We start from the raw sequence: 18,603 nt of genomic DNA, 5'->3' as shown, positions 1-18,603 counted from the left end.
CGAGAACCGCGCCGGAAGATCTCATCGGTAGAAGAGTTTCATGCAGATCATCGTCACCGGCATATTGTTGAGCGGGACCTACGCGCTGATAGCGCTAGGCCTTACGCTCCAATACGGCGTCGCGCGCATCATGAATCTCGCCAATGGCGAGACGCTTGTCGCTGGATGCTTCATCGCCTTCTGGCTGTTCGCCTCTTTCGCGATCAACCCCATCTTCGGGCTTCTCATCATTGCGCCGCTGGCATTTGCCTTCAACTGGGGCATCTACAAGGTAGCGCTCAAGCCACTGGTGGACCGGGCCAAGAGCCGGGGCCAGCTCGAGGTGGATTCGATCCTGGCAACGTTCGGCCTGATGTTCCTTCTGCAGGGATTGATGATTTCCGGCTTCGGCGGCGAGTATTTTTCCTATCAGTTCCTCTCCGAACGCTTCATGATTTTCGGCAACGCGTTCGGCCTGAACCGCGTCGTCGCTTTCATCGCGGCGGTCATTATTGCCGCCATTTTGTACTACTTCCTCTACCGCACCCGGCTTGGAACGGCCGTGCGCGCGGTGGCAGTCGACCCCAATTCCGCAAATCTGGTGGCGATTGACGTTGCCAAGGTTGCGGCAGTTACCTTCGCGCTCGGCGGGGCGCTCACCGCTTGCGGTGGCGCGCTTCTGTCGACGTTCTACACATTCAACGCCTCGATGGGCGTGACCTTCACTATGAAGGCTCTGATCATCGTCATCATGGGTGGTGTAGGCGACGTACGCGGCGCGGTGGTGGCAGCGCTGATCCTTGGCATCGCTGAAACGCTGGTCGCCACCTACATCGACCCGGGCCTCACGCTCGCAGCGACTTACACCCTGTTCATCCTCATCCTGCTTGTTCGCCCGCAAGGGATTTTCGGGAGGCGCACCACATGAGCGAACTTCCGTTCGGCATCACGCAAAAAGAGCTGCGCATTGGCATAGGGATTGCCGTCGCTGCGGCAGTCGCAGCGCTGCTGCCCCTGTTCGATCAGGGCTATTACCTGTCCCTGTCGGTTAACCTCATGCTCTATGCGGCGCTCTGCACCGCCTGGACGCTGTTCTCCGGCCCGACCCACTATGTGTCGCTGGCATCCGCCGCTTTCTTTGGTCTCGGCACCTATGCGGTCGCGCTTGGGATCGAGAGTATTCCGTTCCCGATTCTCGTCATCTTCGGCGCGTTGGCGGCGGCCATTCTCGCCGGGCTGGTCGGTGCAGCGACGCTGCGCCTTTCCGGTGTCTACTTTGTCATCTTCACGCTTGGTCTTGCCGAGCTCGTCCGTCAGGTCGTGACCTGGGCGCAGGCGAAATACACCGGCAAGACGGGCCTCTACGTCTTCACCGACTTCCGCGAGATGCACATCTTCTGGATGCTCTTAGCGCTGACCGTCGTGATCTTCATCACCGGCTGGGCGATCAACCGCTCGCGCCTTGGCTTTGCCATGCAGATCATCGGCAATGACGAGACGGTGGCCAAGCATGTCGGCATCGACACCGCGCGCTCGAAGATCCTGCTTTTCATGATCTCGGGCGCCTTCATAGGCATTGCGGGTGCCATCTGCGCACCTCGCTACGCCTACATCCAGCCGCCGTCCGCCTTCAATCCGAACATCTCGTTCCTCGTGGTCATCATGTCTCTCCTGGGGGGCACCAAGCGCCTGTGGGGTCCGCTGGTTGGCGTCGTGCCGTTCATCTTCGTCATGGACTTCGTCTCGGCGAAGCTGCCGAACCAGATGCCGATCGTGATGGGTATCGCATTCCTTGCCATCGTCTACTTCGTGCCGAATGGCATCACCGGGCTTCTCGAGCAGGCCAGGGCGAAGTGGCAGGCGCGAACGGCGGCTCACGCGACAGCTGACAAGCCTGCGGAGGCGCATCCATGAGCGCTTACGCACTTTCCGTCCGCAACGTTCGCAAGCAATTTGGCGGGCTTGTTGCTGTTAACAATGTCTCCTTCGACGTCTTTGACGGCGAACTGTTCGGCCTGATCGGCCCGAATGGCTCCGGCAAGACGACGATGATGAATCTTATCTCCGGCGCACTGAAGCCTACCGCCGGCGAAATCAAGCTGGGACACGAGCGCATCTCCGGCCTGTCGGCGCATCACATTGCCCGCAAGGGGGTGTCGCGCACATTTCAGCTCGTCCGCGTCCTGCCGTCGCTCGACGCTGAAGAGAACGTCATGGCCGGTGCCGTCTTCGGGCACCAGCGCCTGTGGGGTGAGGAAGCCCGCAAGCTTGCTCACCAGCTTCTTGAGCGTGTCGGTCTTGGCGGACGTGCACACATGCCCGTCTCGGCCATGACCTATATCGATCAGAAGCGTGTGGAGCTTGCCCGTTCGCTGGCGTCGAACCCGCGCGTTCTGTTGCTCGACGAATGGCTCGCGGGCCTTAACCCGAGCGAATTGCAGATCGGCATCGAACTCATTGCCGAACTGCGCGCTGAAGGGCGCACCATCATCATGGTCGAACATGTGATGGACGCGATCCGCACGCTCTGCGACCGCTGCGTCGTGATGTCGAGCGGCGTGAAGATTGCTGAAGGTGGCGTCGCCGAGACGCTGTCCGATCCCGAAGTTGTGCGTGCGTATCTGGGAGACGACGATGCTTGAGGTCAGGAACGTATCCGTTTCCTACGGCCGTCACCGGGCGCTACAGGGAACGAGCCTGAAGGTCGATAAGGGTCAGATCTGCGTTATTCTCGGTGCCAACGGTGCCGGCAAGTCGACGCTGCTCAAGGTGATTGGCGGCATGGTGAAGAGCGAAAGCGGCTCTGTCATCATGAACGGCAAGGACATCACCACCCTCAAGGCGCACCAGATCGTCGAGGAGGGCATCGCGCTCGTGCCGGAAGGCCGTGGCATTTTCGGCGATCTGACGGTGGCCGAAAACCTGCAGCTTGGTGCCTTCGCCAAACGTGCACGCTCGAGCGAGACGGCGACACTCGCCGACATCTACCGCCTGTTCCCGCGCCTTGGCGAACGCAAGACGCAGATCGCCCGCACCATGTCGGGCGGCGAGCAGCAGATGGTGGCAATCGGCCGTGCGCTGATGTCGAAACCCGACATCCTGATGCTAGACGAGCCATCGCTCGGTCTGTCGCCGCTCCTGTCGCAAGAGCTTTTCCGCGCGCTGGCGGAAGTCGCCAAGACCGGTGTAGGCATTCTGCTCGTTGAGCAGAATGCGCGGCAGAGCCTGAAGATCGCACAGCGCGGCTATCTGATCGAAAACGGTCTCGTCACCGGCGAAAACACGGCGGCAGCGTTGATGAACGATCCGGCCGTGGTCAGCGCTTACCTTGGAGGTGCCAAGTCGGGCACTGCGCCTGCGCCCAAGAAGGACGGGGTCAAGCCTCGCTTCAGCCTGCCGTCTGCACTGCGCTTGCCCTTGTCGGTTGATGCGCTGGGGCGGGCTGTCTCCGCTTTGGCGGCACGGGCAGGGCGCATCCAGTGGGCATTTGTGCGCGCCCTACGGCGTGATGCACCCCCGCCATCGGCCTTCGTCGGGCGTTATGATCCGAAGACGATCCCGGATCCATGGGCTGAGATCGCGGTGGCAGAAGCATCGGCGCCTGCATTCGTGCCCAACACGCCGCGCAGCGCGGCAGCGGATGCCGCTCGCCTTGCCGAGAGCGCGAGTGACTATGCGCTTCGCGCTTCGCAGCGGCTTGCTGCTCACATCACCTCGTCACGTCTGACGGCGCCGAGTCCTAGCGCTTTTGAAAAGGCACTGGTTCGTCAGGAGCTTCCGGAGAAGCCTGTCGCGGTTAATCCCGAAACGCCGGAAATCCGGGACGTAGCCCCAGAGCCGCGCCCCAGCCTGATCGGGCATAATAGCGGTGGCCTGTCGATCGATGATGAGGATGAGCCGCGCGGGAACCGGCAGAAGGTGGATCAGCCCGTGCGACTGTCCGCAGCCGACCTTGCGGCACGGGCCGCACAGATTCAGGCGGCGCATATCGCCATGCGGCGCAAGGGGCTTGCCCAGTTCGCGCAGGTTTCCGATTTAAGTTCTGTGACGCGGGAACCTGCGGGCACAACGCTCACTGCCACCGCGCCACAGGCGGATTCATTTGCGGATATGGCAACGCGCGCTGCCGCGCGCCACGCCGAACATGTAGCGCGCCTTCGCCGGACGAAGATCGCAGACATTCCGCAATGGCAGCCTCCAGAGCCCCGGAAAATCGGCGTAGCTCCTACGACAGCGGCTCCGCCAGCGAATGCTGCGGACAATGTGCTGGTGGAAGGTCCGAAGGATGCCTCTGTCCGCGAACTCGTCTCACGCGCAGCTTCGATACAGGCGGCGCACATTGCGAAGAACCGCAAGGGCCTGACTGCCTACACCATTCCAACGCAGCCGTCTTTGATGCGGCCGGCTGTTCCAGAAACTGACCCCGCACGGGGCGACAACCACTGACCAAGGAGGCCTCACCCATGGCTCGCGTATTTGAAGGCATGTATATTGGCGGCGGATGGACCGGCGCAAAGAATACGTTCAAGGATTATAATCCGGCTGATGGCTCGGTCTGGGCCGAGGTGCCGGATTGCGGCCGCGCCGAAACCTCAGCTGCCATCGAAGCTGCTCAGGAAGCCTTCCACGAATGGTCGCAGCTGCCATTTTCCAAGCGTGCTGGCTACATCACAAAGGCCGCCGAGATCTGGGAACGTCGCAAGATGGAGATCATCGACGCGATCCAGGCTGAAGGCGGCGGCTGGTTCGGCAAGGGCATGTTCGAAACCGGCTATGTGACCGAAGTCTTCCATGCTGCTGCAGCTTCGGTGTGGAACCCGGTCGGTGACGTGATGCCGTCGGAATACGGCAAGGTGTCGATGGCGGTTCGCCGCCCGATGGGCGTCGTCTCGGTCATCAGCCCGTGGAACTTTCCGTGCATCCTCACTGCACGCGGTTTCCTTTTCCCGCTGGCCGCCGGCAACACGATCGTTCTCAAGCCATCGGAAGAAACCCCGTATCTCGGCGGTCTTCTGTTCGCGGAAATCTTCGAGGAAGCCGGCCTGCCGAAGGGCGTCTTTAATGTCGTCACCTGCTCGCGCGACAACGTTCAGGAAGTTGGCGACGAGCTGATCGAGCATCCTTACGTGAAGGGTATCTCGTTCACGGGTTCGACAGCAGTTGGCCGCCAGATCGCAGCCAAGGCGGGCGCGCATCTGAAGAAGTGCTGCGTTGAGCTTGGTGGCAAGGACTCGATTATCGTTCTGGACGATGCGGAAATGGAGCGGGCAACGCAGGCCGCCAACTTTGGCTCGTTCATGCACCAGGGCCAGATCTGCATGGCCGTCGAAAAAGTGCTCGTGCATGAGAAGATCTTTGACGATTTCCTCAAGCGCTTTGTTGAACGCGCGTCGAAGCTCAAGGTTGGCGATCCGACCAAGAGCAAGGAACACATCATCGGCCCGCTGATCAACGACAAGCAGGTCGCGCGCGTCAGGGAGCAGCTGGAAGATGCCATTGCCAAGGGCGCCAAGGTGGTGCTCGGTGGCAAGATTGAAGGCCGTTATGTCGAGCCGACGATCCTGACCGGCGTTACCCCGGACATGAAGATCTATCAGGAAGAGACGTTCGGTCCTGTTGTCCCGGTGATCCCGTTCCGAACCGACGACGAAGCGATCGCCATTGCCAACGACACCGAATACGGCCTGTCGGCTGGCGTGATGAGCCGCGATGAAGCGCGTGCGCTCGCCATCGTCAACCGCCTCGAGACGGGCAACTGCCACGTCAACTGCTCGTCGGTAAATGATGAGCCGCATGTTCCGTTTGGCGGCTTCAAGGCCTCGGGCGTTGGCAAGCACGGTGGTCGCTGGTCGCTCGAAACCTTCACCGAGACCCGCTGGATCACCCTCGACCGCGGCGGCCGTCCTTACCCGCCAGTATTCTGATCACGAAAAGCCCCGGGCGGAAGCGTCCGGGGCTTTTTTTGTGTAGGGGTGTTTTTCGTGGAAACCTGTTTGCCCGCGAGCCCCCTCCGTCGCTCCGCGACACCTCCCCCACGGGGGGAGGATCCCGGAGAAGCTGTGCTCGCCGTTCCGATCCTCCCCTGCGCGGCGGTAAAAGTGGCCTCGAGTGTGAGGCCTTGCCAGGTGTGGCTTTGGGAGAATCGCCGGACGGGGATCTGCCAGCCGCCCCCTCCGTCGCTTCGCGACACCTCCCCCACAGATCGGGGAGGATCCGCGGGAATCGTAGTGCTCGACGTTCTGATCCTCCGCCGTTTACGGGGGAGGGGGACCACCGTAGGTGGTGGAGGGGGGCTTGGTGGCTGACCCTTAACCCGCGCTGACCTTCTCGTTGAACGAGGAGAAGAATTGTCCGGCGAGCTTGCGCGAGGTGGAATCGATCAGGCGGCTGCCGAGTTGGGCGATCTTGCCGCCGACATCGGCCTTGGCAGAATAACGCAGGATGGTTTCGTCGCCGTCGGCCTCGAGCGTTACGTCAGCGCCGCCCTTGGCGAAGCCGGCGATGCCGCCCTTGCCTTCGCCCTGGATGGTGTAGGCGGTGGGTGGGGTGAGGTTGACCAATTCGACTGCGCCGTTGAACTTGGCCTTGATCGGCCCGATCTTCAAAGAAACGACGGCAGACATTTCATTGTCCGAGGTCTTTTCGAGACTCTCGCATCCAGGGATGCACTCCTTCAGCACCTCGACATCGTTCAAAGCCTCCCAGACCTTGTCGACCGAAGCCGCAATGCGTTCCTCACCTTCGATGACCAGTGCCATATCTCTCATCCTCCAATTTGCTAGGGTGGTAGCCCAAGCTCGTGCAACCATGCAATAAGCCGAACGTATTTGCAGGTGCCTGGCGCACGAAACGAATGATATGGGGCCTTCTTGATGACACGGCGCAACTCATCCTTGGGTTTTCTCGGCCGCTTCGGTCGCTCGGAAGACTTGCGCAATCTGGATATGGCCCTGCGAGCGGCCGATCTGCATCCTGCGCAGGTGCCTGAAGGTGTGAAGCTGACCATCGTCAATTTGATGAAGGATCAGTGGCCGCATGGAGAGCCGCCGATCGAGGCCTATGGCGCGGTAGGAAGGCTGTTTGCCTATTGCCTGATCGGTCCCGACCTTTTCCGGCAGGCGAACGGGGATGAAGCGGTTCAGGATGCCGAGCGGCGGATAGAACTGGCGCTTGACCGGGAAGGGAGCCTCGACGCGCAACTGGTCCTGTTGTCGCTGCACGCCAAGCTCGTAAACCCGAAAGTCCTCGCCAGGTTCGACCTCAGCGCCGAATAGCTACCAGCCCATGGATTTTCGGGACAGGTGGATGTTGGGGTGGCGGGCACGTATCGCGTCATCGACCTCTCTTGGCACGTGCCGCGGAAAATGGCTGCCGAGGATGCGCTGCTTTTCCGCGATCGCACGCTGGAGAAGATCCGGCTTGCCCCGTTCTTTCCACTCCTTCGGGCTGAACCGGTCAGCAACCGCAGGATAGAAATATTCGGTCTGCATGAGGCGGAGGGTCTGCTCATGGCCGAGATAATGTCCCGGGCCGTTGAGGCAGACATCCGAGATAACATCGAGAGACAAGGCAGCGTCGGAGACTTCGATGCCGCGAACACAACGCAGGCATTGCCCAATCATGTCATTGTCGATGATCAGGCTTTCAAGACTGAAGCCGAGGAGCGAAGCGTGCATTCCTGCCGCTTCATAGATCAGGTTCAGCCCAGACAGCCCGGCCATCACTTCCGTGATGCCTTTTTCGTAGCCCGATTGGATGTCCGGGAGTTTTGAATCGGCCATGCCCGCGGCAGAGCCACCCGGAAGGTCATAATATTGCGCCATCTGCGCGCATGCGGCGGTGAGAAGCGCCTGCTCGCCTGACCCGCCGGACATGGCGCCGGTACGAAGGTCAGACACGAACGGCCACGTTCCGAAGATGCAGGGGTGCCCGGGCTTCAGCGCGTTGACGTAGACGAGGCCGGCGAGAACCTCGGCAACGGCCTGTACCACAGCACCGGCGATTGCGGCGGGCGCAGTTGCTCCGGCTTGTCCGGCAGAGAGAAGCAGGATCGGGATGCCGCCTTCGACGCAGGCCTCGAGAACGCCGCAGGCATCCTCGGCAAACTTCATCGGCGGGACAACGAAGCAGTTGGAGTTTGAAACGAAGGGCCGGGCGCGGAAGTTTTCTTCGCCGCCGGCAATCGCGTGGAGAATGTCGAGCGCAGGCGCGACGTTTTCGCGGACGGTGAACGAGGTGCCGACATGCTTGGTGGTGCCTGTGACGCAGGCGTATAGCGTGTTGAGATCGAGATCGGCTGGGTCGACCATGTCGCGCGGGACCATCGGGCGCTGAAAGAAGTGGATGTTGTCCATGACGTCAACGATCCGCGCCGCGTCATAGATGTCCTGCAGCAACGATTCACGGTATTCGCGCTTCTCGACATCGACGACGTGCACCGCAGCGCCTGCAGTGCCGTAATGCACGCGGCTTCCCTGGACCCGCATGTCATGCCTGGGATCCTGCCCGCAAAGCGTGAAGTTGCGCGCAGCGTTGCGGATCGTCTCCAGAACCAGCTGACGAGGAAAGCGAATGCGTCCATCCGCGCCAAGATCGGCACCCGCGCCGGTCAGGGCCTCGATGCAGGAAGGAATTGCATTCGCGAAACCGACTGTTTCGAGAAGCGTAAGGACAGCTTCATGAATGCGGTCGAGATCGGCATCGTTGAGGGGCTTGTAGCGGCCGCCTTCAAGGCCGGCCTTTACCGGGCGAATGTCCTCGCCAAGTGGTGCGGCGCGAAGGGCACGCCTGGCTTCCCGACCACCGGCACGGCGGGACGGACTGGCTGCAATCTGCTCTTCCAACGTGTCGGTCATGCACGTCTCCTCAACAGGGGCCGAAGAGAACTATGTGCGGCATTCTTCAATGCGTGATGAGCCACCTCAAGCGTGGAACTGATCCAGCCTGAAGTCGCTGGATCAATCCGTTGGGTCAGGCGGCTGCGGGACGTCTCCCCGCCGCCGTTGCCAGCTCCCTGATGCCGGGCTCGATGTGCTGAAGGGCGATCGACGAAATGCCGAGCCGCACGAAATGCGCGTTGTTCTCGGGGCGGTCGAAGAAACGCGCACCCGGCTCAATCAGGACGCCGCGGCTTGCCGCAACTTCGGCAAGAGAATGGGCATTTGCTCCGCGTGGGCCCTTGAGCCAGACGGACGTGCCAGTCGGAGCATTGATCGCCTGCCATTCGGGCAGGAAGGCATCAACCGCCTGCGTCAGGCGTCGGCGGCGTTCCGCAAAGGCGGTGGAAAGTCTGCGCACCAGCGCCTCGTGATGACCAAGCGACAGGAAGAGGGCGACTGCGCGCTGATTGTTGGCGGGGGGATGGCGCAGTATGAAGCGACGCAAGGCCCGCAATTCAGCAATAAGCCCGGCCGATGCGACGATGAAGCCAATGCGAAGCCCAGGAGCCAGCGTCTTTGACATGGAGCCGACATAGATGACGCGTCCGGAACGGTCGATGCTGCGCAGAGCCTGTTGAGGCGCTTCGTCCATCAGCTGGCTGTCATAGCCGTCCTCAATGATGATGCGGTCATTGCGCTCGGCATCTTCAAGCAGGAAATTTCGGCGCTCATCCGACAGTGCGACCATGGTTGGGCAGTGATGGTTGGGCGTCACAAAGACGAAGTTGCTGTCACGAGGGATCGCCATCGGGTCGATGCCTTCGTGATCCACCGGAACGGAGGCAACTTCGGCTCCTGCAAGGCGGAAAATCGCTCGTGCATCGGGATAGCCGGGGTTTTCCATCGCGACTTTGGTGCCCTTGCCCATCAGCAGGGTTGCCAGCATGTAGAGCGCGTTTTGAGCCCCAAGCGTGACGATTATCTCGTCGGGATTGGCAAAGATGCCGCGGCGCGGAAGCAAGCGGGCCTGGATCTGCTCGATCAGGAGCGGATCGTCACGATCGACCATGTCCGCGGCCCAGTTGCGGATTTCCAGTACCGCCAGCGCCATTCGGTTGCACTCGCGCCATTCGGCGGTTGGAAACAGCGCCGGATCAAACTGGCCGTAGACGAACGGATAGGACGCCTTGATCCAGTTCTCCTGCTTGACCGGCTCTGGCATGTCCGACGCAAAGACGCGGCGGCGCGCGCGCCAGTCGATCGTTTCCTTTGGCGTCCTGGTCGCGACCTCGCGCAGACCTGCCGGCGCAGCCAGAATATCCGGATTGACGAAGTGACCGCGTCTCTCCCGCGCGATCAGAAATCCCTGGTCGACCAATTGCTGGAACGCCAGCACCACCGTGCCGCGCGCAACACCGAGTTTTTCAGCAAGTACACGGCATGATGGAAGCGGCATGGAAGCCGCAATCTGCCGATCAAGAATAGCAGCGACGATCGCCTGCCTGATCTGCGCCTGTAAGGTCTGGCCCGAATCGGGCGATATACGAAACAAACCTGACCAGATCGCAGGATCCGTGCGTGACGACATTGACTTAACCCTCCCAAGCTAGCCAGTTCTGGCTCAATGCATTAAGGGCTGGCCTAACCGTTTACGCCAATCAAAAGATTTGATCGTACCAATTTGTACCAGCGATAGGTCAGGCTTGATCCATCGGGTGGGGTTACCATTTCTCGATGGCCTGCTAGTGTCACGTGCAACCTGGATCGACCTGGAGTGATCATGGACCGAAACGATGTCGGTGCCGCATTGAATGCGCTTAAAGATCATCGAGCTGCGCAGGATTCTTTTGATCTGCGCGCAGCGTTTTCTGAAGATCCGCAACGCTTCGAAAAATTCTCGGCCCGGTTCGATGACCTCCTGTTGGACTATTCCAAATGTGCGTTGAGCGAGGAGACGCTGGCACTGCTCGCGGCTCTGTCGGATGCGGCCGCAGTAGGGGCGCAGCGGGATCGCATGTTCGCTGGCGAGCGGATCAACGTGACCGAGGGCCGGGCGGTGCTCCACACCGCCTTGCGCTGCCCGAAGGGCGCTCAGCTTTTGATTGACGGCAAGAACGTCGTCGAAGACGTGCATCAGGTGCTGGACGCGATGGAGGCTTTTGCCGAAGGCATCCGGTCAGGCTCCGTCCCCGGCTCCACCGGCAAGAAGATCACCGACATCGTCAATATCGGCATTGGGGGATCAGATCTTGGTCCTGCGATGGCGACGCTGGCCCTCAGCCCCTATCATGACGGCCCGCGGGCACATTTCGTCTCCAATGTGGATGGTTCCCACATTGCTGATACGCTGAAACAGCTTGATCCAGAGACGACGCTTTTTGTCGTTGCCTCGAAGACTTTCACGACCGTCGAGACGATGACGAATGCCGAGACGGCTCGTCGATGGATCGAAGGCGCGCGTGGCTCGGATGCGGTGGGGCATCATTTCGCGGCCGTTTCCACCGCGCTTGACAAGGTTGCTACCTTCGGCATCCCGCAGGATCGGATCTTCGGCTTCTGGGACTGGGTCGGAGGTCGTTACTCGCTGTGGTCGGCCATCGGCCTGCCGATCATGATCGCAGTCGGCAGCAAGAATTTCCGGGAATTCCTGCGCGGGGCGCACGCTATTGACGAGCACTTCCGCACCGCGCCGTTAAAAGAAAATCTGCCGATGCTGCTCGGGTTGGTCGGCTATTGGCACCGCGTTGTCTGCTCTTATTCGGCGCGCGCGGTGATCCCCTATGACCAGCGGCTTGCGCGGTTCCCGGCCTATTTGCAGCAGCTCGACATGGAATCGAACGGCAAGGCGGTTATGACTGACGGCGAGGCCGTTGGCACCGTCACCGGCCCGCTGGTATGGGGCGAGCCCGGAACCAACGGTCAGCACGCGTTCTTCCAGCTCCTGCATCAGGGCACAGACATCATCCCGGTCGAATTTCTCCTGGGAGCCGAGGGACATGAGCCAGAGCTGCGCCACCATCAGGATCTTCTGGTGGCCAACTGCCTTGCACAATCCGAAGCCCTGATGAAGGGACGCACCCCCGAGGAAGCGCGGGCGCAGATGCGCGCCAAGGGGGTGGCCGAAGACGAGATCGATCGGATCGCGCCGCACCGCGTCTTTTCGGGCAATCGCCCTTCCATGACGATAATCTATCGCAAGCTCGATCCGTACACGCTCGGCCGCCTGATCGCTCTTTACGAACACCGGGTGTTCATCGAGGCGCAGCTGTTTGGGATCAACGCCTTCGACCAATGGGGCGTAGAGCTCGGTAAGGAACTTGCCACCGGCCTCCTGCCTGTCGTGGAAGGGAAGGAAAGTGCCGCCGGACGCGATGCCTCTACTGCAGGGCTCGTGCGACATGTCCACGACTTAACAAGGGCGGAGTAGCCGGCTTGGCCACTATCAAGGGAATTTTGTTCGACAAGGATGGGACGCTTGTCGATTTCCATGCAACCTGGTTCGCGGTTGCAGACCAACTGGCGCTGCGCGCAGCCGCCGGGGACCGCGCGAAGGCTGACGCGCTTCTGGATCTGGTCGGTTACGACTTCGAGGCCCGAGGCTTTCGGCCAAACTCGATCTTTGCCGCGGGCACGAATGCCGAGATCGTCGCCGCCTGGTTCCCCGACACGCCTGATGCGGCCCGCCAGGATATTCTGGCGGATTTCGACGAGTTCATCTTGCGCGAGAACATGGCGACGCCTGTTGAATTGCCTGGCATCAAACAGACCCTGCACGACCTTCATTCGGCGGGATTACGCATGGCAGTCGCCACCAATGATTCAACGCGAAGCGCCGAGCGAACCTTGAGCGCACTAGGGATCGCACAGCTATTCGAAGCAGCTTACGGCTACGATGCGGTGGCGTATCCCAAGCCTGCGCCGGACACCGTCCAGGCGTTTTGCGACCTAACGGGCCTCAAACCTTCGCAACTGGCTATGGTCGGCGACAATCGCCACGATCTGGAGATGGCGAAGGCAGGCGGAGTGGGCCTTGCCATTGGCGTACTTTCGGGAACCGGCTCGCGCGAAACGCTCGAGCCGCTTGCCGATGTCATCTTGGGATCGATTGCGGAATTGCCGGCCTATCTGGCCGGCCGCTCTTGATTATTCGAAGACGATAGCAGGCGTTGCGGATTGTGATGCCGCCTGCTCCAGCCGGATACGTTCCTGCACCTTGGCTGCGATTTCCTTGTAGACCTTCGCCTGCGCGCCATCCGGGTTGGAAACCACGACTGGCGTTCCGGCATCGGAAGTCTCGCGCACATCCATCGTCAGCGGCACTTCGCCAAGGAACGGCACGCCAAGGCGCTCAGCTTCGCTCCGCGCGCCGCCATGGCCAAAGATGTTATAACGCGCGCCGGTATCGGGAGCGATGAAGTAGCTCATATTCTCGACAATGCCGAGGAGCGGAATATCGACCTTCTTGAACATGTTGATGCCCTTGCGCGCATCAATCAGGGCAATGTCCTGCGGCGTGGACACAATTACCGCCCCGGCAAGCGGAACCTGCTGGGCAACAGTCAGTTGCGCATCACCGGTTCCGGGTGGCATGTCCAGGACCAGCACGTCGAGCGGTGCCCACTCGACCTCGCGCAGAAGCTGGGACAGAGCGGACATCACCATCGGGCCACGCCAGATCATCGGCGTCGCTTCCTCAACGAGGAAGCCCATCGACATCACCTTGATGCCGTACTTTTCCATCGGCTTCAGGATCCTGCCATCGATGGTCTCGGGCCGTCCCTGAAGGCCGAGCATCCGGGGCATGGACGGGCCATAAATGTCCGCGTCGAGAAGGCCGACCTTCAGCCCCTGCGCAGCAAGGCCCAAAGCAAGGTTCACTGCGGTTGTCGATTTGCCGACACCACCCTTGCCTGAGGCAACCGCGATGATCGCGTTTACGCCGGGAACGCCACGCTTGCCTGGTTGGTGGCCAGACGGGCTGGATGGCGCTTGCCGTGGCGCTGCTTGCGCTGCCGGACGTGACGGGGCGGGACGAGGCGGCACAGGGCGAGGCGGGGCAGATTCCATCCCGCCGCCTTTCTTCTCGGCCGTCAGCGCGACAACCGCGCCTTCAACACCTGGCATTGCCTTCACAACACGCTCAGCGGCTGTGCGAAGCGGTTCAAGTTCCTGCGCACGTGCTGCCGGAACGGTGATCGAAAAAAAGACCTTCGAATTGGCGATGAAAATCTCCGACACCAATCCGAGTGATACGATATCTCCCTCGAAATCGGGGCCTTTGATTGTCTTCAGCGCATCGAGGACGAGTTCTTTGGTAACGGACATGGCGGCGGCTCTATCGGTTGACTGTGACTGAGATAGTCTAATTCCCCTTGCGAACCAAGCGCTGGGCGAGAAAGCGCGGCGGACGGTCGCGACTTGATCAACTAATCAAGCATATTTGTTGGTCAACGGATTGCCGCTGAGTCATCCTTCATCTCCGCAAATATGGCGATGGAGGATGACGATGCAATTCATGCTGCTGATGATCCCCAAGGGTTACGAAACTGCGCCGCCTGGGATCGATCTTGATCCCGCACGTGTCGAAACAATGATGAAATTCAATGCGGACCTGCAGAAGGCGGGCATTCTTCTTGCCCTTAATGGTCTGCATCCCCCGTCCTCCGGTGCGCGAATTTCCTTCAAGAGTGGCCAGCCGACCGTGACCAATGGCCCCTTTGCCGGGACGAGCGACGTGTTGGGGGGCTATTGGATCATAAATGTCGGATCGCGCGACGAAGCGATTGCCTGGGCAAAACGATGCCCGGCTGCGGACAATGAAGTGATCGAGGTGCGGCAGATTCAGGAGATGGAGGATTATTCGGAACCGGTACAGGATATCGTCCGGCAATATCCAGAACTGGACATGTAACTCGCGGCAGGTGTCCGCCGAGTGTCGGGAAAAGGCAGCGGGCTATCTGATGCCCGCTGCCTCATCTCAATTTGGTCAGGCGGCCGCGCGCATCTGCGTCAGAGCCTTGCTCCACTTCTGAAGCTCGTCCAGCATCAGCTTGGCGCCGTCATTCATCGGGTCGGTCGCGTTGACGCTGTCCTCGGTCAGGTGCGGGAATACCATCGGCAGGGGAACGGTTTCCGGCAGCGGCATGACCTTCACAGTGGTCAGAAGCTGGCGCAGTTCCTGAGCGGCGCGCAGACCGCCGGAGATGCCGCCATAGCTGACAATGCCAGCTGGCTTGTAGTTCCACTCCAGGCTCAGATAGCTGATCGCGTTGATCAGCGACGCGGGCGGGAAGTAATTGTACTCCGGGGTCACGAACACGTAGGCATCGCCAGAAGCGACCGATGCAGCCCACTTCTTGGTGTGCTCGTGCTGATAGTCCTGCATCCGCGGATGCTTCGGCTCATCGAATACCGGGAGGTTGAAATCCGCAAGGTCAACGATGACCGGCTCAAACCCGCCCTGTTCCCGAGCAATGCCCTCGAACCACTTGGCGATCTTGGGGCCGATGCGGCCCGGACGGGTGCTGCCGATAATGATATTCAGTTTCATTTCAATTCCACATTCACGAATGACCACTCGCGAACCCAGCGAGATGGTGCCTGTAAACGGCATTCGACATCCAACCTCAAGTCGCAATGGCGGCGGTCTGGTATGCATGACGCGCAGGCACTATGGTCGCCATCATGATCGACAAGCTTGAGTTCTTCATCGCCTTGGCCAAGGCACAACATTTCGGCAGGGCAGCTGAAGAGCTGGGAATTACGCAGCCGACGCTCTCGGCTTCGCTGCGGCAGCTTGAGGAGCAGCTGGGCGTCATGCTCGTCAGGCGCGGCTCGCGCTTTCAGGGGCTGACCCCGGAAGGCGAGCAGGTGTTGAACTGGGCGCGCCGCATTGTTGGCGATGCACGCACGATGAAGCAGGAGATGCGGGCTGCGCGCCACGGTCTTTCGGGCCGGCTTCGAATTGCGGCAATCCCGACCGCGCTGGCGATGGTGCCGGCGCTGACAACCCCTTTTCGCGAGCGCCACCCAGGCGTGACGTTCACGATCCTGTCGCGGACGTCGGTGGAGATCCTGTCCCTCCTTGGCAATTTCGATATCGATGTAGGAATCACCTATCTTGATAATGAGCCGTTGGGGCCAGTCGTCTCGCTGCCGCTCTATACAGAGCGCTACCGTCTCATTACCGCGATCGGCAGTCCGCTTGCCGACCGCACGCAAGTGAGCTGGGCCGAGGTTGCGGAACTTCCTTTGTGTCTGCTGACCCCCGACATGCAGAACCGCCGTATCATCGATCAGCACCTGGCCGACGCTGGCGCAAGCGCGCGCCCGACGCTTGAGTCGAACTCGATGATCGTGCTGTTCAGCCACATCCGCACGGGCAAATGGGCCTCGATCATGCCGTTGAATCTCGCCGAAACCTTCGGGTTTGCCGAGCCCATTCGCGCCATCCCGATTATTGATCCGGACGCCAGTCATACTGTCGGGGTGGTTGCTGCCGAGCGCGAGCCGCGTCCGCCCCTCGTCAGTGCACTTCTGGAAGTGGCTTCCAGGCTCGCCAGCGAAGGTCGTCTGCGCTAATTGTATACCGTCTAGCTCATCAATAGAAGAAATTTATCGATCAACGATACGGCTTTATTGACTTAAGCCTTCCCCAGCTGAAGTATGACGGCTCGGTGTGTCATCGAGTGTATACAGGGAGGGCGCTGCTTGATTATGCAGGCGCAGAGTACCGAGATCGCGACGCAGACTCGCGCAATCGTTGAAGGCTTGAAGGGGCTCGAAGGGCCGCTGCTGCCGATACTGCATGAGATTCAGGAAGAGTTCGGCTATGTCCCGCAGGAATCCCTGCCGGTGATTGCCGACGAGCTTAATCTTTCCAATGCTGAAGTGCATGGCGTTGTCACATTCTACCATGACTACCGCCGCCAGCCGGCTGGTCGCCATGTGTTGAAGCTGTGCCAGGCAGAAGCATGTCAGTCGATGGGTTCTGACGCGGTCGCGGATCGCATCAAGCGCCTCCTCGGGATCGGCTTCCACGAAACGACGCTGGACGGTGCGGTCACACTGGAGCCGGTGTACTGCCTCGGCCTGTGTGCCTGTGCCCCCGCTGCCATGCTCGACGGCGAAGTGATCGGCAGCATCGATGAAAATGTCATCGATGAGATCGTTGCCGAGGTGCGGAAATGACAACCACGATTTATATCCCCAAGGACGCGGCTGCACTGGCGCTTGGCGCCGAGAAGGTAGCAACCGCAGTCACTGCTGAAATTGCGGCACGCGGTCTCGATGCAAAGATCGTACGTAACGGCACCCGCGGCATGGTCTGGCTGGAGACGCTGGTCGAGGTCGTGACCTCCCAGGGGCGCGTCGCCTACGGCCCGGTAAAAGCCGCTGACGTAGCCTCGCTGTTTGATGCTGGCTTCCTCGCAGGCGGCGCGCATCGCCTGTCGCTCGGCCGGGTCGAGGATCTGCCCTTCTTTGCCAAGCAGACACGGCTCACCTTTGAGCGCTGCGGCGTAATCGATCCGCTGTCGCTGGAAGACTACCGTGCCCATGGCGGATTGCGCGGCCTTGAAAAGGCAGTCGCAATTACACCCGCTGACATCGTCAAGACCGTCACCGATTCCGGTCTGCGCGGTCGAGGCGGTGCGGGCTTCCCGACCGGCATCAAGTGGAAGACGGTGCATGACACCGTAGCTGACCGCAAATACATCGTCTGCAACGCGGACGAGGGCGACTCCGCAACCTTCGCCGACCGCATGATCATGGAAGGCGATCCGTTCGTCCTGATCGAAGGTATGGCGATTGCCGGCATCGCGACCGGTGCGACCAAGGGGTTTGTCTACATCCGTTCGGAATATCCACACGCGATCGTGACCATGACCCGCGCAGTCGAGATCGCGCGCGCAGCCGGCATTCTTGGCGCGGCCGTGATGGGGTCGCCAAACGCGTTCGATATTGAAATTCGCTCCGGTGCTGGCGCTTATGTTTGCGGTGAAGAAACCTCGCTGCTCAACAGCCTTGAAGGCAAGCGCGGGGTTGTCCGTGCAAAGCCTCCTCTTCCGGCCATCGAAGGACTGTTCGGCAAGCCGACGGTCATCAACAACGTGATTTCGCTCGCTTCCGTCCCGGTCATCATGGACAAGGGGGCGGAGCATTACCGCGACTTCGGCATGGGCCGTTCGCGGGGCACCATCCCGGTTCAGCTTGCTGGCAACATCAAGCATGGCGGTCTGTTCGAAGTCGCATTCGGCATCACGCTTGGCGAACTTATCAATGACATCGGTGGCGGCACGGCTTCGGGTCGCCCGGTCAAGGCCGTTCAGGTCGGCGGCCCGCTGGGCGCCTACTTCCCGGCCTCGATGTTCGACACGCCGTTCGACTATGAAGCCTTCGCCGCAAAGGACGGTCTGATCGGCCATGCCGGCATTACCGTCTTCGACGATACCGCCGACATGCTGAAGATGGCGCGTTTTGCGATGGAGTTCTGCGCCATTGAGAGTTGCGGCAAGTGCACGCCATGCCGCATTGGTTCAGCCCGTGGCGTCGAGACGCTCGACAAGGTCGCTGCCGGCATCGAGCCGCAGAAGAATCTCGAGCTGGTCACAGACCTTTGCAACACGATGAAGTTCGGTTCGCTTTGCGCGTTGGGTGGTTTCACCCCATATCCGGTTATGAGCGCGCTCACCCATTTCCCTGAAGATTTTGCGCCGCGCCCTGTCGCGGAAGCCGCGGAATAGGA

The 18,603-nt window shown here is 60.8% G+C and carries 16 protein-coding genes and 1 pseudogene; 12 read left to right on the top strand and 5 right to left on the bottom strand.

All coding sequences use genetic code 11. The annotated features are described in order from the left end of the window. Positions 1-40: 40 nt before the first annotated feature. From IOD40_RS18620 to IOD40_RS18600, 5 genes and pseudogenes are all read left to right on the top strand, one after another. The gene (locus IOD40_RS18620; RefSeq protein ID WP_198478206.1) at positions 41-907 is read left to right on the top strand and encodes a branched-chain amino acid ABC transporter permease; all 867 of its coding nucleotides are present in this window, start codon (positions 41-43) and stop codon (positions 905-907) included. Next, positions 904-1,893, top strand: coding sequence for a branched-chain amino acid ABC transporter permease (locus tag IOD40_RS18615; RefSeq protein WP_198478205.1), 990 nt, complete (start codon positions 904-906; stop codon positions 1,891-1,893). Before IOD40_RS18620 ends, IOD40_RS18615 begins: the two co-directional genes overlap by 4 nt. After that, positions 1,890-2,621, top strand: coding sequence for an ABC transporter ATP-binding protein (locus tag IOD40_RS18610; protein ID WP_198478204.1), 732 nt, complete (start codon positions 1,890-1,892; stop codon positions 2,619-2,621). The genes IOD40_RS18615 and IOD40_RS18610 overlap by 4 nt, the downstream gene beginning before the upstream one ends. Further along, positions 2,614-3,315: pseudogene (locus IOD40_RS20125) on the top strand (ABC transporter ATP-binding protein); the annotation flags it as partial. The gene IOD40_RS18610 and the pseudogene IOD40_RS20125, both read left to right, overlap by 8 nt. A 1,127-nt stretch (positions 3,316-4,442) precedes the next feature. Then, on the top strand, positions 4,443-5,903 hold the full coding sequence (locus tag IOD40_RS18600) for an aldehyde dehydrogenase family protein (RefSeq protein ID WP_198478202.1): 1,461 nt from the start codon (positions 4,443-4,445) through the stop codon (positions 5,901-5,903). A 384-nt stretch (positions 5,904-6,287) separates the two neighbouring features. Here IOD40_RS18600 and IOD40_RS18595 read toward each other — a convergent pair whose 3' ends face one another. Next, positions 6,288-6,737 (bottom strand): SRPBCC family protein, encoded by a 450-nt coding sequence (locus IOD40_RS18595; protein WP_198478201.1) that lies wholly within the window; start codon positions 6,735-6,737, stop codon positions 6,288-6,290. Positions 6,738-6,851: 114 nt separating this feature from the next. Here IOD40_RS18595 and IOD40_RS18590 point away from each other — a divergent pair, with 114 nt between their 5' ends. Then, a complete protein-coding gene (locus tag IOD40_RS18590; RefSeq protein ID WP_198478200.1) occupies positions 6,852-7,253 on the top strand; it encodes a hypothetical protein in 402 nt (133 codons plus the stop codon). Here the strand turns inward: IOD40_RS18590 and IOD40_RS18585 are convergent, their stop codons facing one another. Continuing rightward, on the bottom strand, positions 7,254-8,834 hold the full coding sequence (locus IOD40_RS18585) for a trimethylamine methyltransferase family protein (RefSeq protein ID WP_198478199.1): 1,581 nt from the start codon (positions 8,832-8,834) through the stop codon (positions 7,254-7,256). It abuts the gene before it with no gap. Between the two features lie 115 nt (positions 8,835-8,949). Further along, positions 8,950-10,446, bottom strand: a complete 1,497-nt coding sequence (gene pdxR / locus IOD40_RS18580; protein WP_198478198.1) for a MocR-like pyridoxine biosynthesis transcription factor PdxR — start codon at positions 10,444-10,446, stop codon at positions 8,950-8,952. 186 nt (positions 10,447-10,632) lie between these two features. On the opposite strand from pdxR, the gene pgi reads away from it, so the two are divergent. Beyond that, positions 10,633-12,285: a glucose-6-phosphate isomerase gene (pgi, locus tag IOD40_RS18575; protein ID WP_407649224.1), complete on the top strand. Its 1,653-nt coding sequence runs from the start codon at positions 10,633-10,635 to the stop codon at positions 12,283-12,285. Positions 12,286-12,290: 5 nt separating this feature from the next. After that, positions 12,291-13,001, top strand: a complete 711-nt coding sequence (locus IOD40_RS18570; RefSeq protein ID WP_198478196.1) for an HAD family hydrolase — start codon at positions 12,291-12,293, stop codon at positions 12,999-13,001. On the opposite strand, the gene IOD40_RS18565 is transcribed toward IOD40_RS18570, so the two are convergent. Then, positions 13,002-14,183 carry an Mrp/NBP35 family ATP-binding protein gene (locus tag IOD40_RS18565; protein WP_198478195.1) on the bottom strand — a complete coding sequence of 394 codons (1,182 nt, stop codon included), beginning with the start codon at positions 14,181-14,183 and terminating at the stop codon, positions 13,002-13,004. Between the two features lie 181 nt (positions 14,184-14,364). Here IOD40_RS18565 and IOD40_RS18560 point away from each other — a divergent pair, with 181 nt between their 5' ends. After that, positions 14,365-14,769, top strand: a complete 405-nt coding sequence (locus tag IOD40_RS18560) for a YciI family protein (RefSeq protein ID WP_198478194.1) — start codon at positions 14,365-14,367, stop codon at positions 14,767-14,769. A gap of 75 nt (positions 14,770-14,844) precedes the next feature. On the opposite strand, the gene IOD40_RS18555 is transcribed toward IOD40_RS18560, so the two are convergent. Further along, positions 14,845-15,408, bottom strand: coding sequence for an NADPH-dependent FMN reductase (locus tag IOD40_RS18555; protein WP_233714049.1), 564 nt, complete (start codon positions 15,406-15,408; stop codon positions 14,845-14,847). Between the two features lie 134 nt (positions 15,409-15,542). Between IOD40_RS18555 and IOD40_RS18550 the strand changes: the two genes are divergently transcribed. The 3 genes from IOD40_RS18550 (at position 15,543) to IOD40_RS18540 (ending at position 18,601) form a co-directional block, all read left to right on the top strand. Further along, positions 15,543-16,439, top strand: coding sequence for a LysR family transcriptional regulator (locus IOD40_RS18550; protein WP_198478193.1), 897 nt, complete (start codon positions 15,543-15,545; stop codon positions 16,437-16,439). A 135-nt stretch (positions 16,440-16,574) separates the two neighbouring features. Continuing rightward, positions 16,575-17,048: a formate dehydrogenase subunit gamma gene (locus IOD40_RS18545; RefSeq protein WP_198478222.1), complete on the top strand. Its 474-nt coding sequence runs from the start codon at positions 16,575-16,577 to the stop codon at positions 17,046-17,048. Further along, the gene (locus IOD40_RS18540) at positions 17,045-18,601 is read left to right on the top strand and encodes a formate dehydrogenase beta subunit (RefSeq protein ID WP_198478192.1); all 1,557 of its coding nucleotides are present in this window, start codon (positions 17,045-17,047) and stop codon (positions 18,599-18,601) included. The genes IOD40_RS18545 and IOD40_RS18540 overlap by 4 nt, the downstream gene beginning before the upstream one ends. The last annotated feature ends 2 nt before the right edge of the window (positions 18,602-18,603 follow it).

This window comes from Aquamicrobium zhengzhouense, assembly GCF_016124105.1.
GTDB classification, from domain to species: domain Bacteria; phylum Pseudomonadota; class Alphaproteobacteria; order Rhizobiales; family Rhizobiaceae; genus Aerobium; species Aerobium zhengzhouense.
This window is presented reverse-complemented; position numbering and strand designations above follow the sequence as displayed.

Coding starts and splice junctions, on each gene's coding strand:
- IOD40_RS18550 (WP_198478193.1), top strand. CDS start 15,543: ATGATCGACAAGCTTGAGTTCTTCATCGCCTTGGCCAAGGCACAACAT.
- IOD40_RS18590 (WP_198478200.1), top strand. CDS start 6,852: ATGACACGGCGCAACTCATCCTTGGGTTTTCTCGGCCGCTTCGGTCGC.
- pdxR (WP_198478198.1), bottom strand. CDS start 10,446: ATGTCGTCACGCACGGATCCTGCGATCTGGTCAGGTTTGTTTCGTATA.
- IOD40_RS18565 (WP_198478195.1), bottom strand. CDS start 14,183: ATGTCCGTTACCAAAGAACTCGTCCTCGATGCGCTGAAGACAATCAAA.
- IOD40_RS18545 (WP_198478222.1), top strand. CDS start 16,575: ATGCAGGCGCAGAGTACCGAGATCGCGACGCAGACTCGCGCAATCGTT.
- IOD40_RS18585 (WP_198478199.1), bottom strand. CDS start 8,834: ATGACCGACACGTTGGAAGAGCAGATTGCAGCCAGTCCGTCCCGCCGT.
- IOD40_RS18600 (WP_198478202.1), top strand. CDS start 4,443: ATGGCTCGCGTATTTGAAGGCATGTATATTGGCGGCGGATGGACCGGC.
- IOD40_RS18560 (WP_198478194.1), top strand. CDS start 14,365: ATGCAATTCATGCTGCTGATGATCCCCAAGGGTTACGAAACTGCGCCG.
- IOD40_RS18610 (WP_198478204.1), top strand. CDS start 1,890: ATGAGCGCTTACGCACTTTCCGTCCGCAACGTTCGCAAGCAATTTGGC.
- IOD40_RS18620 (WP_198478206.1), top strand. CDS start 41: ATGCAGATCATCGTCACCGGCATATTGTTGAGCGGGACCTACGCGCTG.
- IOD40_RS18555 (WP_233714049.1), bottom strand. CDS start 15,408: ATGAAACTGAATATCATTATCGGCAGCACCCGTCCGGGCCGCATCGGC.
- IOD40_RS18595 (WP_198478201.1), bottom strand. CDS start 6,737: ATGGCACTGGTCATCGAAGGTGAGGAACGCATTGCGGCTTCGGTCGAC.
- IOD40_RS18540 (WP_198478192.1), top strand. CDS start 17,045: ATGACAACCACGATTTATATCCCCAAGGACGCGGCTGCACTGGCGCTT.
- IOD40_RS18615 (WP_198478205.1), top strand. CDS start 904: ATGAGCGAACTTCCGTTCGGCATCACGCAAAAAGAGCTGCGCATTGGC.